At 66.8% G+C, this 16,120-nt stretch carries 11 protein-coding genes and 1 pseudogene; 10 read left to right on the top strand and 2 right to left on the bottom strand.

The window, feature by feature from the left end; all coding sequences use genetic code 11:
* Positions 1–1,007: 1,007 nt before the first annotated feature.
* Positions 1,008–1,391: a hypothetical protein gene (locus tag ALLO2_RS26030; RefSeq protein ID WP_023841880.1), complete on the top strand. Its 384-nt coding sequence runs from the start codon at positions 1,008–1,010 to the stop codon at positions 1,389–1,391.
* A gap of 174 nt (positions 1,392–1,565) precedes the next feature.
* On the opposite strand, the gene ALLO2_RS21580 is transcribed toward ALLO2_RS26030, so the two are convergent.
* Positions 1,566–2,756 (bottom strand): LLM class flavin-dependent oxidoreductase, encoded by a 1,191-nt coding sequence (locus ALLO2_RS21580; protein WP_011436501.1) that lies wholly within the window; start codon positions 2,754–2,756, stop codon positions 1,566–1,568.
* 327 nt (positions 2,757–3,083) lie between these two features.
* Between ALLO2_RS21580 and ALLO2_RS21575 the strand changes: the two genes are divergently transcribed.
* The 9 genes from ALLO2_RS21575 (at position 3,084) to ALLO2_RS21535 (ending at position 13,975) form a co-directional block, all read left to right on the top strand.
* Positions 3,084–4,403, top strand: coding sequence for an aspartate aminotransferase family protein (locus ALLO2_RS21575; protein WP_232235244.1), 1,320 nt, complete (start codon positions 3,084–3,086; stop codon positions 4,401–4,403).
* A 151-nt stretch (positions 4,404–4,554) separates the two neighbouring features.
* Positions 4,555–5,511, top strand: a complete 957-nt coding sequence (locus tag ALLO2_RS21570; RefSeq protein ID WP_023841878.1) for a RimK family alpha-L-glutamate ligase — start codon at positions 4,555–4,557, stop codon at positions 5,509–5,511.
* 82 nt (positions 5,512–5,593) lie between these two features.
* Positions 5,594–6,820, top strand: a complete 1,227-nt coding sequence (locus ALLO2_RS21565; protein ID WP_011436497.1) for an aspartate kinase — start codon at positions 5,594–5,596, stop codon at positions 6,818–6,820.
* A gap of 15 nt (positions 6,821–6,835) precedes the next feature.
* The gene (locus ALLO2_RS21560; RefSeq protein WP_011436496.1) at positions 6,836–7,654 is read left to right on the top strand and encodes a 2-amino-3,7-dideoxy-D-threo-hept-6-ulosonate synthase; all 819 of its coding nucleotides are present in this window, start codon (positions 6,836–6,838) and stop codon (positions 7,652–7,654) included.
* A gap of 33 nt (positions 7,655–7,687) precedes the next feature.
* A complete protein-coding gene (locus ALLO2_RS21555; RefSeq protein ID WP_035734458.1) occupies positions 7,688–8,788 on the top strand; it encodes a 3-dehydroquinate synthase II family protein in 1,101 nt (366 codons plus the stop codon).
* 40 nt (positions 8,789–8,828) lie between these two features.
* Positions 8,829–9,986: an FAD-dependent monooxygenase gene (locus ALLO2_RS21550; RefSeq protein WP_011436494.1), complete on the top strand. Its 1,158-nt coding sequence runs from the start codon at positions 8,829–8,831 to the stop codon at positions 9,984–9,986.
* Complete coding sequence (locus ALLO2_RS21545) at positions 9,986–11,260, top strand: aminotransferase class III-fold pyridoxal phosphate-dependent enzyme (RefSeq protein WP_011436493.1); 1,275 nt, start codon at positions 9,986–9,988, stop codon at positions 11,258–11,260. Before ALLO2_RS21550 ends, ALLO2_RS21545 begins: the two co-directional genes overlap by 1 nt.
* A gap of 4 nt (positions 11,261–11,264) precedes the next feature.
* Positions 11,265–12,602, top strand: a complete 1,338-nt coding sequence (locus ALLO2_RS21540; RefSeq protein WP_011436492.1) for a peptide ligase PGM1-related protein — start codon at positions 11,265–11,267, stop codon at positions 12,600–12,602.
* 53 nt (positions 12,603–12,655) lie between these two features.
* A complete protein-coding gene (locus tag ALLO2_RS21535) occupies positions 12,656–13,975 on the top strand; it encodes an NAD(P)/FAD-dependent oxidoreductase (RefSeq protein ID WP_011436491.1) in 1,320 nt (439 codons plus the stop codon).
* A gap of 840 nt (positions 13,976–14,815) precedes the next feature.
* On the opposite strand, the pseudogene ALLO2_RS27965 reads toward ALLO2_RS21535, so the two are convergent.
* Positions 14,816–15,545 (bottom strand): annotated as a pseudogene (locus tag ALLO2_RS27965) (transposase); the annotation flags it as partial.
* Positions 15,546–16,120: the final 575 nt, after the last annotated feature.

The raw sequence follows: 16,120 nt of genomic DNA, 5'->3' as shown, positions 1-16,120 counted from the left end.
CGCCAGCTCCGCCTGCAACGCCTCGAGCTGGAGACGCAGCTCCACCACCTCGGCCTCACGCGTCGCCTCCCGCGCGACCAGCCCGGCGATGTCCGTCAACAGCTCCGCGACCCGGGCCCGCAGCCAGGCGTTCTCCGCCAGCAGCGCCGCGCCCTCGGCAACCTCNCCGCTCGCGGCAGCGCCCGCCCCCGACTCGACAACCGTCACGCACCGCAGCAAACCACCCCGACCGGCAGAACATCNCCCACCACGACCATCAGGCCACACCCAGCCCCGAAGGCCGTCNCCCCAAAAGATCAACAACGGGACTTCCGAATACGTACATCCGGTCGCCCGATTCCGGGGACGCTCCGACCTCATCGGCAAGATCGACGCCTTCATCGACCGGTGTATACGGCAGCGCCGCGGTGGCTATCTGCTCGTCGAAGCCGAAGCTGGAATGGGAAAGTCCGCGCTGGCCGCATACCTGGCNTTTNCCCGGGTGTGGCCGGCGCACTTCACCCGCCTCACCGAAGGACGCACCCCCGAAACCGCACGGCTGAACCTCGCCGCACAGCTCATCGCCACCTGGAAACTTGACACCGCCCCCGACGGCATCCTCCCCACGGACGCCCACACCCCACGCTGGCTCTACCTTCGGCTCTGCGACGCCGCCAAGACCCGCGACGCCACACAACCCGACCAGCCGGTGGTGCTTCTCGTCGACGGCCTCGACGAAGCACCACCTCCACCTGGCAGCGAACTCCCCCTCGGCCTACCCCCAGCTCTTCCCCCCGGCACGATCATCGTCGCCACTACCCGACCCAGCACCATCACCTTCCCCGTCGGGGCACGGGTCGTGGAACGCATCGACGTCGAAAGCGTCTCCAACCGCCGGGACCTCCTCGACTACCTCACCACCATCAGCACCCACGACCCGCACATCGCCGACGCGCTACACCGCGCCAGCACCGGGGGCCGGCTACGCCTGGTGGCGGGCACCGGCCTGGACGGGCAAGTCGGCGTTGATGTCCTGGCTGGTCCTACATCCCCTACCCGGGGTGCGGGTCGTGTCGTTCTTCATCACCGCCCGCTACGCCAGCCAGAACGACCGGATCGCCTTCACCGACCTGGTCATCGAACAGCTCTGCGACCTGCTCGGCGTGTCCTTACCGCCGCTGACAGACGCCACCCGGGACACCCATTTCCTCGGTCTACTCACCAGAGCCGCCGAGCGCTGCGACGCCTATGGTGAGCGGCTCGTCCTCGTCGTGGATGGGCTCGACGAGGATGCAGGGGTGCGCGGGCCGGCCGGCCACAGCATCGCCGCGCTTCTACCCGCCGCCCCGCCCGCCGGAATGCGAATCATCCTCGTCGCCGGACGGGTCAACCCGCCTGTCCCCCCGACGTAGCTCCGGGACGTCAGGTGCCGTTCGGAGACGATCAACAGCCTGTCGGTGCATTCCCGGCGGACGGTGCCGACCCAGCGGTCGACCGCATAGTCACCGCGGAATGGTCGACCGTTCGTGGACTCCCAGCTCGCTGAGTCCGTGCCGAGCCCACGGGCGGCAGGGGAGTCCTCCGCGTCAGTCGCGGAACTCGGGAATGATCTCCTCGGCGAAGAGCTCCAGGCTGCGCAGTACCCGGTCGAGCGGCAGGCCGCCCTGCTGGCCGATCATGAAGAGCCCGATCCACTCCAGGTCCGGAGTGCTGTTGAAGATCTTTTCCAGGCCTCGCTTGACGTCATCCGGGGCACCGAACAGGCCGACCTCCGGAATCAGGCTCGGGTCCTGGAAGCCAAACGATCCATAGAAGGTCGCGAAGTCGTTCAGGATCGAGGGATTGAAGACCCGGGCGGCCTCTTCGGTCGTGTCGGCGAGCCCGATCATCTTCAGGAAGCCGGTGTGCTCGCCGAGCTTGTACTCCCGACCGAACTTGGCGCACTCGGACTGGTAAAGCTCAGCCTTCGCCCGATGCTCGTTCAGGAAGGGCGTGAAGATCCACGGGACGATGTCCTCCTGCGCGCACCGGACGATCGACCGGTCACTCATCGTGAACGGCTGCCACAGCTCCGGGTACGGGTCCTGGTATGGCCGCGGGCAGACCGAGACCGCGCGGACGCGGCCCTGCTCGTCGATCTCGTCCGCAGCGCCGTACGCGCGGGTCCATTCCACGGCCGGCCAGTCCGCGATGCCGTCAAAGGGCTGCGGGATCGAATAGCCGTCCAGAATCTCGCTCCGGTATCGCACGGTCTCCTGAGTCCAGCACATCTTCATGATCTTCAGGATTTCGCCGAACACCTCGAAGTTGCGGTCGTCGGTGTGTGAGCCGTCGCCGCTGGCGTCCGTCACCTCCCAGCGTTGGCCGAGGACGTTGACCCATCGGTTCTGGAAACCCCGGGCCAGTCCGAGCCGGAGCCGGCCGCGACAGAACTGGTCGAGAAGGGCGACGTCCTCCGCTGCGCGGACGGGATCCCACGCCGGAAGCACCATGCCCAGCGGAGCCAGCAGCAGGCGTTCGGTTCGCGCGGCCAGGTCGGCCAGCACCATCAGCGGGTTGACCGAGAGCTCTAGGCCCTCAGAATGAAAATGGTGCTCGCTGAGCATCAGAGCGTCGAAGCCGGTCTGGTCGGCCTGTACCGCGATGCTGCGCAGCTCGTGGAGCATTGCCTGGTAGGAGTCGGTGTCCCGCCCGATTGGTCGCTTCGCCCCGACGTGCTGTTCAGAAAGGTAGCCCGATCCGGGAACCTGCGGATTCAGGAAGATAGAGAACTTCATGCCGTCTCCAACATGGTAGGCGTATGTGATGGTCAGGACACCCGGAAAGGAGGCTGATCGGGCTTCAGGCGTGCCCGTCACCACATAGCTTGATCCNCGCCCGCCTCTGCGTCAGCCTGAGTGTCTGCCTAGATGCTCCACGGTTCGCTATCACGAAGCTATTGGCGATCGGCCGGTCACGGGCATCTTGGGTCGCCTCGGACCGCCAGCCTGATGGCTGCATGAAACTGCCGACTGTTCCAATTCGGGCCGTCGAGTCGCATGCAACACAATGGCGCCGACCGACCGGGACGAAGAGCAACGGACCACGGAGCCAAGGCGGTTACGATGTCAGCACCGACCCTGCCCGTCGGGCGTCAACGGCTATCGAGCGACCTTCCGGTGGTAGCCAAAGCGCACGGCAGCCGCATCTACGACGAGGACGGGCGTGAATTTATCGACGGCAGCTCCGGCACGATCTGTGTAAATATTGGGCACGGATCGACCGATGTTCTGGCCGCGATGCGAGAGCAGGCGGAACTCGTCACGTTCGCGCACCGAAGCCAGTTCACGAGCAGAAGCGTATTGGCGCTGACGGAGAAGATTCTCTCGATCGGTGGGCCTGGATATCGCGAGGTCGTCTACACGAACTCCGGTNCGGAAGCCACCGAGACTGCCCTGCGCCTAGCCCTTTTCCACCATGCTCTGGCAGGCAGTCCCGAGCGTTCCATCGTGCTCACCCAGCAGCCGAGTTACCACGGCATGACGGCTGGCGCCTTGTCCGTGTCGGGCCACCCACCGCGACGCGAGCACCTGGACGCGCTGGTCTCGACGGGCGTGTCGACGGTCCCGGTCACGTCCGACGATCCCGCCGCAGATCCGCTGCCGGCCACGTCGGCCTGGGAGGAGGCCTTCGGCCGGATCGGGCCGGAGCGGATCGCCGCCGTCCTCGTGGAACCGGTGAGCGGCGCCGCGGGAGGTGCGGCGGTTCTGCGTGACGACGTGCTCCGGCGGCTCCGCGAACTGACCAGCGCGAGTGGCGCGCTCCTGGTGATGGACGAGGTTATGACCGGCTTCGGGCGGACCGGCGACTGGTTCGGCTATCAGCGCTCCGGCGTCACTCCCGACCTGGTCGTCACGGGCAAGGGGCTGAGCGGCGGCTACACGCCGATCGGAGCGGTCCTCGTCGGCGCGTCCGTCCTGCCGGGCAGATCGGCCTCCGACCTCGCTCTGGGGCACACAATGAGCGGTAACCCCCTGTCTGCGGCCGTGGCGCTCGCCGTCCTGCGGGTGACCGAGCAACAGCGCCTTCCCGAGCGGGCCGAGCGAATCGGGGCGGAGCTGCGTCGTCGCCTTGAAGAAGAGGTCACCGGGAAGGTCGGTTTCCTCGACCAGCCCCGTGGCCGTGGCCTCCTGCTTGGGCTGCCGGTGCGTCAGGCCGCCGGCGCCCACGCCCGGGCGCCACTCGCCGCGACGATCTGTCGGGCGGCGCGCGAGTTCGGACTGGTGGTCTATCCCGCTGGCGTGAACCACTGGACCCAGGCTCTCCTGGTCGCGCCGTCGCTGACGATCGAGGACGCCGAGCTCGCCGAGCTTGTGCGACGCCTCGCGCGGACCGTCACCGCCGTGGACACGCAGCTCGCGAGAACGCGCGGGCGCCGCTGGTGAGGTCCTGGGCTGCGCCGCCGGCCACGTCACCCGGTCGGCTCCGATTCCGCGAGAGCGCCGGCCGCCCGTCGGCCGCGCAGGCGCTGACCAGCTGAACGCACGGATCTAGAAAATGTTCGAACCCATTCTGGCAGTGAGGAAGTGATGCACGGTGAAGATTGGCATCCTGGCGTGGGAATGCGAGGATGAAGATGAGCTCGAGTCGCTCATCATCACCCAGGTGGCGCATGACCGGGGGCATGATTCCGTCTTCTTCGGAATCAACGACATCACCTGCGCGGCGGTCTCCGGAGGCGGCGTGCCTCAGATCCGCGGCGAGGCGGCGTCGACCTTCGACGTGATCGTCTCACGCGCCCACCTCGGTTATCAGTGGCGCGGCACCGCGGAGGCGCTCTACCTGCTGTCCAGCGTGCCCGACCTGGTGATGCTCGACTCCGCGACGCCGCACATCCGGTCGGTCAGCAAGTTCGCGATGATCCACCGGCTCACGCAAGTCGGAGTGCCGACCCAGCCCACCAGGTCCTGCTCCAGCATCGCCGACTTTGAGGCGGCCTGCGCCGAATGGGGCTCGACCGTCGTCAAGCCCTCGATCGGCTTCGGCGGTCACGATGTCGAGCGATTCCTCGACGGCGACGACGAGAAGGGAAGGCTGAAGGTCGGTGACCTGCTGAAGACGTACGGGACCCTTCTCTGCCAGCCGTACTTCCCCCATTCCGGGGTGCTGCGGGTGACGACGATCGGGGACCAACCGTCGGTCTCCTTCAACCAGGTCACCGGCGATGACGGCTGGAAGCCGAACCACGGTCACAAGTGGGTCTACCACGCCGAGGACGACGAGGAGTACTGCGCCTGCTGCACGCCGCGGGTAAAGCGACTCCGGAACGAGATGGTCGATCCGAAGCCGGAGATGGTGGACCTCGCGCTTCGTGCCGCAGCGGCCATGGAGCTGAGCATGGCCGGTGTCGACATCATCGAGAGCGACGGTCAGGCGATGGTCCTGGAGGTCAACGCTTGCCCCGGGTTCAGCTCACTCCAGTCGGATCTGCGCACGAAGATCGGCGAAGAGATCGTGCAGCTGGCCGAAGAACGGGTGAAATCCGTCCGCTGATGTACGCCGCATAGCGCCGGGGTGAACTGTTTCCAGCACGCCGGATTCCTGTGCGGCCGCCGAGCATCAGAAGGTGGAGAAGATGGCGATTATCGTACAGAAATACGGTGGCAGCTCACTCGCGACGATCGAGAAGATTCGCGGCGTAGCGCGACGGGTGGTCGACACTGCGGCGGCGGGAAAGCAGGTCGTCGTCGTAGTGTCCGCCCGCGGCAGGACTACCGACGAGCTGCTCGGCGAGGCTCGCGCGCTCGGCGGGCACTGGCGCAGCCGGGAGTCCGACCAACTGGTCTCGACCGGCGAGGTCGTGTCGGCGGCGACCACGGCGCTCGCCCTGCGGGAGCTCGGCCAGCCCGCGGTGTCCATGACCGGCGGGCAGGCCGGCATACAGGTCAGCGGAGAGTTCGGCTCCGCTGCTGTCCATTCGGTGACTCCGGACCGGCTCAGAACGAGTCTCGAGGAGGGCAAGGTTGTCGTCGTCGCAGGCTTCCAGGGAGTCGACGCCAGCGGCGACGTGCGAACCCTCGGGCGAGGCGGCTCGGATACCACCGCCGTCGCGCTGGCAGCGGCCCTGGGCGCTACCTGCGAGATCTACACCGACGTCGACGGTGTCTACACCGCCGACCCGAGGCTGGTTCCGCGGGCACGGCTGCTTCCCACCGTACCGGCGCCCCTCATGCACGAGATGGCGCACACCGGCGCTGGCATCCTCCATCCGCGCGCGGTGGACCTGGCCGCCACGAGGAGAATCCCGGTCCAGGTCCGGAACTCGCTCGGGACGAATCCAGGCACGGTCGTCGAGGTCGTGCCGGGAAACCCGCTGGAATCTGACGGCGTCGTCGCGGCGGTCACCCAGGACGAGGACACCACGCTCGTCATGATGCGCGGCCGCGGCGAACCTCTCGACTCCTGGGCCGCGCTCGCGCGAATGGCGTCGGCGAAAGTCGCGCCGGCCGATCTCTTCGCGCTGGCCGACTCGACGCATGGAAGCACGCTTGGATTCACCAGCAGCCCGGCCAGGCAGATCGACCTGGCGCATATCGCACGCCAGGCCGGCGGCACTGTGGAACTGCGTGATGATCTGGGGCGGCTATCGCTGGTCGGAACCAGGATGAACCTGTGCGGCGCGGTCATCGAAACGCTGGCCGAGATTCTTTCGACGCACGGGATCCGCAGTCCGTGGATCGCTATCTCGGAGCGACGTATATCCATCCTGGTCCCCAGGGGCGGGATGCGTCGGCTGGCGCTGACCATACATGACGCGCTGGTGCTCGGCCGAGGGCTCGAGGCGCACTCATCGGATCGATGAAAAACGAGGTACGGCATGCCCAACTACCCGTTCTCGCGGCTCGTTCGGCTTCGGAGGCTGTATCGTCACCACCGTGGCCGTCTGTTTATGGTGCCGCTGGACCACTCCGTCACCGACGGTCCACTCAGCCGACGTCGCTCACTTGATGAGCTGATCGAGGGAATCTCCCGCGGCGCCGTCGACGCGGTTGTACTGCACAAAGGAAGCCTGCGGTACCTAAACGCCGTCCGCTTCGACCACATGTCGTTGATCGTGCAACTTTCAGCCAGCACCAGACACGCTCCGGACCCCGACGCGAAGATCCTGGTGGCGAGCGTCGAAGAGGCGCTTCGTCTGGGGGCCGACGCCGTCAGCGTCCACGTGAACCTGGGTTCGGCACAGGAGAGCCGTCAGATCGCGGACTTGGCGGCGGTGGCGGACTCCTGTGACCGGTGGGGCGTTCCCCTGCTCGCCATGATGTATCCGCGGGGCCCGAGGATCGCTGACCCGCCCAACGCGGAGTTGTGCATGCACGCGGCTGTGCTGGCCGCGGACCTCGGTGCGGACATAGTCAAGATTCCTCGCCTCGGCTCGACCGACGAGCTACGCGACGTGGTGGCCGCCTCACCGATCCCGACGGTCGTGGCGGGNGGNTCCTCAATGGAACCCGAAGAATACCTCGCCGAACTCGCGGCGGCGATGCGGTCCGGGGTCGGCGGTGTCGCGATCGGCCGGAATGTCTTTCAGGCCCCCGACCCCTGCGCGATGGCGCGTCGAATCGCCCAGATCGTGCACGATCCGCTTGAGGTTGCCAGGAAGCAGCCGAGGGTGCAGCATAGCGGCGCGGTCGGCTGAAAAAAGACGGATACGGACGGTGGGAGAATGTCCATGAAACTGTACTGGGTTGAGATCCATGGCGCTGGACCGCTCTTGACCGCGGTCGCGGAGGAGGCGATTCACCAGAGGGTCGACGCCGTCGTCTCCGACGATCCCGCCAACCTGTCCACGTTGCCGCCGACGGTCAAGAAGGTTCTGCTGACCAAGGACGGCTCCCTGGGCGAAGACCTGGACGGCGTTGATGTCGTCATCCTCGATGCCGAACGGGAGCGGATTCACGAGCTGTCAGCTACCTACCCGCACGTCGAGTTCGGCAGGTATCTCGAGGTGACCGATGCGCAGACGCTCGATGCCGCCTGCGCAGCCGCCCAGGAATGGGCGTGGACCGTCCTCCGGTTCCGCGACGAGACGAAGATCCCGCTGGAGATCGTCCTGGCCGCGGCGCACAAGTCCCAGGGCAGCGTGATCACCGTTGTTCACGACACGGACGAGGCCAACGTCGTGCTCGGCTGCCTGGAGCGTGGCGCCGACGGCATCATGCTGGCGCCGAAGGCTGTCGGCGAGTTGTCCGCGCTTAAGGCCGTGGCCGCCGGGGGTTCCTTCTCGCTCCAGCTCGAGGAACTGGAAGTCATCGAGACCAGTCATGTGGGAATGGGCGAGCGGGCCTGCGTCGACACCTGCAGCATGTTCGGCGAGAACGAGGGAATCCTAGTGGGCTCACACTCCAAGGGAATGATCCTTGCGTGCAGCGAGACGCATCCACTGCCCTACATGCCGACACGGCCGTTTCGGGTAAACGCCGGCGCGGTTCATTCCTACACGATGTCGATGGCCGGCCGCACCAACTACCTCAGCGAGCTACAGGCGGGCGGNAGAGNGCTGGNCGTCGACGCGGNCGGCCGCGCTCGGCCGGTGACCGTCGGCCGGATCAAGATCGAGACGCGACCTCTTCGAATGATCACCGCGAAGTCCCCGTCCGGCCGAGTGGCAGATCTCATCGTCCAGGACGATTGGCACGTGCGGGTTCTCGGGCCGGGCGGCGTGGTCATCAACGTCACCGAGCTCCAACCGGGTACAAAGGTGCTCGGATACCTGCCGGTCGAAGACCGGCACGTCGGCTACCCGATCGACGAGTTCTGCATCGAAAAATAGGTCCTGGCGGCCCTTACATGGATCGACGAATGGGATCGCGATGAAAAACAGTGGGCCTCGAGTCGGAATTCTTGGTGCCGGGATAGCAGGCGTGACCCTGGCGTTGATGTTGGCGGATAGTGGCGTACCTAGCGTCCTGTTCGAGCAGGCGGAACTGTCCGGCGAGATCGGCGCGGGAGTGCAGCTCGCGCCGAGCGCGGTGCGGCTGTTGCACCGATTGGGCTTGGCGGATGCCCTGCGGGAGATCGCGGTCGAGGTCGAGTCCGCACTGATGTGTCAGTGGGACGACGGAACGGTGGTCGCCCGGACACCGTTCGGGAAGGACTGCGCGGACAGGTACGGCGCGCCGTACTACACCGTGCACCGCGCCGACCTACACGCGCTGTTGACCTCCAGGCTGGAGACGCCCGTCGCCACCGGGCGGCGGTGCGTCGAGGTGACGGAGGACGACGAGTCCGTTCGACTTCTCTTCGCGGACGGCTCGACCGAGGAAGTCGGACTGCTGATCGGTGCGGACGGGATACGTTCGGTTGTCCGTTCACGCATATCGGCCGACGTCCCGTGTTTCTCAGGCGAGCTCATCTATCGGGGGCTTGTCGACGCACGGCGGCTGCCCGGAGCGTTCGGGAACTCGATCCGGGTCTGGAAAGGCACGGACGGCCACGCCGTGATGTATCCCGTCCGACGCGGCCAGCTGATCAGTGTCGCCGCGACGGTCCCGGCCGAAGAGGGCGGCCACGAGTCGTGGTCGCGGCGCGGCGACCTCACCGCGATGCGGGCCAGATACGACTGCTGGCACGACTCCGTCCGCTCGGTGCTGGCCGCCCTCGACGAGGTCACCGTGTGGGCGCTGCATGACCGTGAGCCCATCGAATGCTGGGCGACCGACCGCACCGTACTGATCGGCGACGCCGCGCATCCGATGCTGCCGTTCCTCGCTCAGGGCGCGAACCAGGCGATTGAGGACGCGACGGTCCTGGCCCTGTGCCTGGCGGACGCCGCTGACTCGCACCGGGCCGCGTTCGACCGCTACCAACGGCTACGGGTTCCGCGGGCGAGAGAGATCCTTCTTAGCTCCCGGCAGAACGCGGAGCATCTGCGGGCCGAGGAGCCTGCGTCGCGCCAGGACGCCGCGGTGACCGAGCTGCCCCTCGAGGACCACGACTGGCTCTTCGGCCATCACGCGGAGGAGGTCTGATGGGGGTCGGTACCTCAGGTTTCCACCGTCGCTCGCGGGATGTGAGCGCGAGTGGTCAGCCTCGGATCGTTCGTGCGCACGGATCGCGACTTTTCGACGACCGCGGCCGGGATTACATCGACGGCATTTCCGGCGCGACCTGCAACAATCTCGGGCACGGCATTCCAGAAATGCTCAGCGCAATGCACAAAAAGGCGGCGTTAGCGAGCTTCGCGCACCGGACGCAGTTCGCGAGCCAACCGATTGTCGACCTTACGAGAGAAATTCTCAACCTAACTGGCGCCGGCTATCGGGAGGTCCTCTACACTGACTCAGGACCTGCCGCGATCAAGCTGACACTGGACCTGGTAAGGCGACACCACGCTCTCAACGACGAGAGCGACCGGCCGATGGTTCTGACACAGCGACCGAGCCATCAGGGATCGGGTGTCGTCGCGTTCAGCATCGCCGGGCGGCCCGCTCACGACGGGAGTGCGGCCCTCGGCCGCGACAGCCCGGCCTCGTGGACACAGCGGGCGGCGCCGAACGCCGACCAACTCGGTCCCGATCTCGACGACTGGCAGCTGGCGTTCGACCGGGTCGGGCACGGGCGCGTCGCGGCCGTTCTGGTGGAGCCCATGGGAAGCGCCGACAGCGGCGCGACGGCGTTGTCCGACGAGACGCTGAGCGGCCTGCGGGAGCTATGCGACGCCAACGGGGCGCTGCTGGTCGCCGATGAGACCCTCACCGGTCTGGGCCAGGTGGGCGACTGGTTCGGACATTCCAGTTCCGGTGTAACCCCCGACCTAATCGTCATGGGGCCGGGCCTCAACGCCGGCTGCTCTCCAATCGGGGCCTGCGTGGTCGGGCAGAACGTCCGGCCGCAGCAGCTGTGCACCGGCGCGACGGCCCTCGGTCCCTCGTCGGCCGTGACGGCGCACGCCGTCCTTCGGTTTACGAAGGAACAGAACATTCCCGAGCGAGCAAGACAGATGGGTGCCTTCCTCAAACGTGAGCTCGAGGCCCTCGCAGCGCCCGTCTACTATCTCGGAGAACCACGAGGGCGGGGACTGCTATTCACCCTTCCGGTGCTGACCGGACCACGACTTTCGCAGGCGAAGGAAATCTGCGCGACGGCGATCAACTTCGGCCTGATGCTGCGCCCGACCGGCGTCGACCGGGCGACCGAGGCGGTCATCGTCGCGCCTCCGCTGACCATCGCCACTCACGAGATGAACCTTCTTGTTGATCGACTGCGGGACACCCTGCGCAACCTGGCGAACTCGATGGGATGAACCAGTGAGCACGCTGCTGATCGGAAACTCGTACAACGACAGTCTCGTCGCGGATCTCGCATCTTTTCGCGAGGCTGACCGCCAGGTGGCCGGCAACATCTCGCTCCGGATGATCTGGCTTGCCGAGCCCGGTGACATCCTCGTGCTTCCGCAGCCCCCGCGACCCGAGTTTGTGCGTTACGCGCTGACTCTGCGCGGCCTGGATGTCGACTCGGTCCTGATCATGGTTCCGCCCGCGGGCCGTCTCGGGTCGGATGTTCTCACCGGCGACCGGCTCCTCGACGGGGGCTTTCTCGCCGAACTGCGCGCCCTGGTCACGAAGCGGAACGTCGACCATGCCTGCCCCTACGTGTTCGACGCGACGACCGCCCATCTCATCAGGGAGCTGGGCCTGCACAGATCGATGCCGGGGTTCGGATTCTACGAGGCCGGCGGCGCGGACCTCGTGAATAGCAAGAGCGTGTTCCGCGCGATGGCTGGCGGTCTGGGCCTCCCGGTCACCACAGGCATCGTGGCGACCTCCAGAGCCAAGGCGCAGGAGTTCGCGGCCGATCTCGTCGCGGCGAACAGGTGCGTGATCGTCAAGCAGGACTTTCACGCCGGCGGCTACGGCAACGAGATCATCTCGCCGCGCCCCGACGTGCAGCCGCTGGGCGCGCCCAGCCTGCGGGTGCTCGATTCCCAGGACGCCGTCCGACGGCATTTCGACAGCGCCTGGTCACGTTACTCGGTCGACGGCCGCCACAAGGTGATCGTCGAGGACTATGTGCCCGACTCCATGCCGCTGGGCGCGGAGGTGAGAATCACGGCCGAGGGAAGCAGGCTGCACCATATCGGCGAGATGCGAATGGCACCGGTATTCGACGGGGTAGTGATCCCGGGGGCCGTGCTGAGCGAGAAGAACCGGGCGGAGTTCAACGACATCGTGCTGCGGGTCTGCGATTCCATCCGTGCGCTCGGATACGTCGGCCTGGCGAATATCGATGGAATCCTGACGCCCGACGGAGACCTCCTACTGACCGAGATGAACGGACGCCTCGGCGGCACCACACACCTGCACTGGATCGCCGACGCCCTGGTCGGCCACGACTATCAGACCGAATGCGTGTTGATGACGCGAAACCACTGGCATGTCTCCTCGTTCGACGACGCGGTGGCCCGGCTCAGGACGAGCGGACTGCTCTTCGAGCCGGACGCGCGTGCGGGAGTGCTGATCGGCTGCGAGCATATCCAGCAGTCGGGAGTAGTCGAGTACTGCATCGTCGCGAAGGACGTCGACGCGGCGGAGGAGATCGAGACGAGTCTTCTACGGCTCCCCGGCGGCTCGCTGGACACACCTTGAAATCACCACAGGAGGACAATGTGAAAAATTCGTTGCTCAATGGTGGGAGAGGCATGGCCGAGAATACTGAAGTCGTCGACGTTGTGGTCATCGGCGCCGGGCCGGCAGGTGCGGCGGCGGCAGCGACGCTCGCGAAGGCCGGGCGTAGCGTGATTGTGTTGGAACGGCGGACCTTTCCCCGTTTTCACATCGGCGAGTCCATGGTGCCGTTCGTCAACGCCGCGTTCGAGAAGCTGGGAATACTCGACCGGCTCAAGCAGCAGGGTTATGTCGCCAAGCATGGTGCCGAGTTCTGCCAGGGAGAGGAGGACGAGAACGTCCGCGTTTCGTTCACAACGCAGGGGCCCGGTCGCCACCACGTGACGTTCCAGGTAGAGCGGGCGCACCTGGACAATATGCTCATTCAGTTCGCGGGCGAGTGCGGTGCGCGGGTGATCCACGAGGCGACGGTACACGACCTGATAACAGAAGGCGACCGGGTCGTCGGTGTGCGCTACGAACACGACGGGACGGCTCGCGAGGTGCGGGCACAGTACGTTCTCGACGCCGGCGGGCGGGCCAGCAAGATCGCCAAGGCGTTCCGGCTGCGGAAGCCGGTCGACCGACTGAAGATGGTCGCGGTCTTCCGCCACCTCAAGGGCATCGACGAGGCGCGCAATCCCGGCTTCGAGGGCGACATCCAGGTGGGCGCCCACGAGGACGGATGGCTGTGGGCCATTCCCATCTGGCCCGACACGATGAGCGTCGGCGCGGTCATGCCGCAACAGGTGCTGCGGTCCGGCGATCCCGCCGCGCTGTTCGACGAGCACGTGTCCCGGGTACGGCGCGTCCGGGAGCGGGTCGCGGGCGCCCATCCGGTGAGCGACGTGCAGATCGAAACCGACTACTGCTACTACTCGGACCAGGTCGCGGGGCCGGGCTGGTTCCTAGCCGGCGACGCGGGCTGCTTCTTCGACCCGATCTTCTCCGGCGGTGTCTACCTCGCCACCTCCACCGGCATCCGCGCCGGCGAGTCCATCGACGCCGCCCTGCGGGAGCCGCTCCGCGCCGAGGAGCTCCAGAACGAGTACCAGCGGTTCTACAAGACCGGCTACGACATGTACGCCCGGCTGATCTACATGTACTACGAGGAGCCGGATCCTGACGCCTACCTGGCGTCCGTCGGACTCGACGACTGCGGCGACGCCTTCGCGAGCAACAAGTGGGTCGTCCGCTTCCTCTGCGGGGACTTCTTCAACGCCCGGAACAAGCTCGCCCAGGAGGTCGTCAAGGAGCGTCGCTGGGACACCTTCGCGCCGTTCGAGCGCGTCAGCGAGTGCCCGTACTACGCCGAACTGAACGAGGCGGAGGACAGGGAGCCCGTCGAGGCGTAACCCGGACCGATGGAGGTGGACCGGCGCGCACGCGGCACGGTCCCGACAGGCGGGCAGACCCGGCTAACGGTCGATCGCCGCGTTCTTCGCGAGGGCCTGATTCTCGCGAGCGTGTTCGTCCGAAGCCAGGCCTGCCCGCCACCGGCGGTCCACGATCGTGGTGAGCTGGCGCGAGTTGCCGCCCGGATGAGCGTCCGAGCGACCGGCCGCGGACCGCCATAGCGCGGCGTTCCTAGAGGGCTTGGGCTGGCGAAGTCGGTAAGGATGAGTCAGGTTCACGAGCTGCGGATCATGCTGCGAGTCCTGCCTGTTTTGAGGAGTCTCTCGAGCGCCTGGTCGTAGGCGTCCGCGGCCTTTCGGAGGGGAGTGTCCGGTCGCTGGCTCTGTCGCACTTTCTTGACACACCCGCAACTGACAGTGCTTCTCAAGGCAGAGTTCCCGCTCGTCGCCAGCCAACTCGACCAGCCGCAGTGACCACGATCACGGTCGCCTGGCGGCCCGGAAGTGCCCGGACCGCCAGGTGTTCGGAACGCTTGTTCTACTCGGTAGGCGATGTTCTGGTTGGCACGGTCACCGAGCATCGTTCCTGTTCGAGGCACGTGTGGCGACCGGCCGAACAGTGATTTCAGGGCCAACAACCAAGATCGAACGGTTCGGATGCTGGTACACATGGTCCACCCGCCCCACGCGCTCCCGTTCCGTGCTCGCTGATCTTTGATCAGCTTCGCCACCTGCCGTTATGCCTGCCCGGGGGCGACCCCCGGACCCCCGGGCGGCCGGCGTTTTTCTAGATCGGCGATCTTTGGTGGCAGCCAGGGTGGCAGCCAAAGCCCCCCACACCCGCTGCGGGAGCCCCACACCCGGTGGGCGGGGCGGGACGGGCAGGCGGAAGACACGGTCGGACCGCAGCCGGCTGACGAGGTCGACGGGCAGGTCGGCGAGCAGCCAGGCCAGGCGGGTGACGTCGTAGCCGGCGTCGAGGACGACGAGGATGTTCGGGGCGCCGCCGCGGTGGTGGCCGGCGGCGACGACCCGGTCGACCAGGTCGCGGAGCTGTCGGGCGGTCACCGTGGTGAGGTCGTTGCCGGGACCGAGGCGGACCGCGTCCAGCGGCGCTGTCCACGAGGTGCGGCTCGGTTCGAGGGCGGCGACGAACGAGTAGGGCCAGCCGGGGATCATCTGGGCGTTGCCCTTGCCTCGGCCGTAGGTGTGGCAGAACAGCCGGTCCGGGCTGGTGGCCGCGTCCGGGCGCAGCCACGGGCTGACGTCCACGCCCAGGATGATCCGGCCGTCGGCGGCCCGCGGCAGCGGCAGCCCGTGCCAGCGCGCGGCGCAGCCGGCCGATCTCGATGCGGCCCTGGTTGACCGCGTCGTACAGCGCGCCGTGCCCCCGGCGGTGCTCCGGGGTCAGCGACAGGCCGACCAGGTCACGAACCGGGCCGTCCGCGCACAGCACCGCGTCGGTGAGCTCGAACAGGGCATCCGCCCGCCGGGTCAGACAGTCGTAGAACTCCTGGCGGAACCGACACAGCACTTCCAGGTCCTCGACGGCGGGGACATCACGGGCCAAGCTGTCCTCCACGGCCTTATGCCTGATCACGGTGTCTTTGGCGAGAAACCAGGATCAACAGAAGGCCGCTTCACGTCACGGCGACACGCCCACCCACCCCACAACACCTCCAGGTATCACACAGCGTGACGTTCGGAGGTTAAACGGCAAGCTTAGTGGTTGAGCCTGGAAGTCCTTCGGGGTTGTTAGGCGGCCTGTGTGAGGGCTCTGGCACTTGGTTCGGACTCCACCCGACTCCCGTGATCATTGGTGTCGGGTGGTGGGACGGGCAACCGAGCGACGGAGCCCGCGACGGCTGGTGCTGTGTCGTCGTCGAGGCGGGCGAGGNGGCGTTCGAGGTCGGCCGCGGTGTACTTCCACTTGAACGGTGTGGCGGTGACGTTGTAGCGGTCGACGAACGCTGTCAGGGTGTCGGCGAGCACGTCGAGGCTGGCGAAGTCGCAGGGTGACACGACCTTCCGTTGGACGAGCGAGAAGAAGATCTCCACTTGGTTCAGCCATGAGGCGTGTGTCGGGGTGTGGATCAGGATGCGGTTCGGGTGGGCGGCCCTGAGTCAGTTGATCGAGGCCTGGCC

This window comes from Frankia sp. Allo2, from assembly GCF_000733325.1.
Lineage (GTDB): Bacteria > Actinomycetota > Actinomycetes > Frankiales > Frankiaceae > Frankia > Frankia casuarinae.
The sequence above is the reverse complement of the archived record's forward strand: the minus strand, read 5'-3'. Positions and strand labels throughout refer to the sequence as shown.

Bases quoted from the DNA above. Each gene is read 5' to 3' on its own strand.
- ALLO2_RS26030 (WP_023841880.1), top strand. From the start codon at position 1,008: ATGTCCTGGCTGGTCCTACATCCCCTACCCGGGGTGCGGGTCGTGTCG.
- ALLO2_RS21580 (WP_011436501.1), bottom strand. From the start codon at position 2,756: ATGAAGTTCTCTATCTTCCTGAATCCGCAGGTTCCCGGATCGGGCTAC.
- ALLO2_RS21565 (WP_011436497.1), top strand. From the start codon at position 5,594: ATGGCGATTATCGTACAGAAATACGGTGGCAGCTCACTCGCGACGATC.
- ALLO2_RS21550 (WP_011436494.1), top strand. From the start codon at position 8,829: ATGAAAAACAGTGGGCCTCGAGTCGGAATTCTTGGTGCCGGGATAGCA.
- ALLO2_RS21545 (WP_011436493.1), top strand. From the start codon at position 9,986: ATGGGGGTCGGTACCTCAGGTTTCCACCGTCGCTCGCGGGATGTGAGC.
- ALLO2_RS21535 (WP_011436491.1), top strand. From the start codon at position 12,656: ATGGCCGAGAATACTGAAGTCGTCGACGTTGTGGTCATCGGCGCCGGG.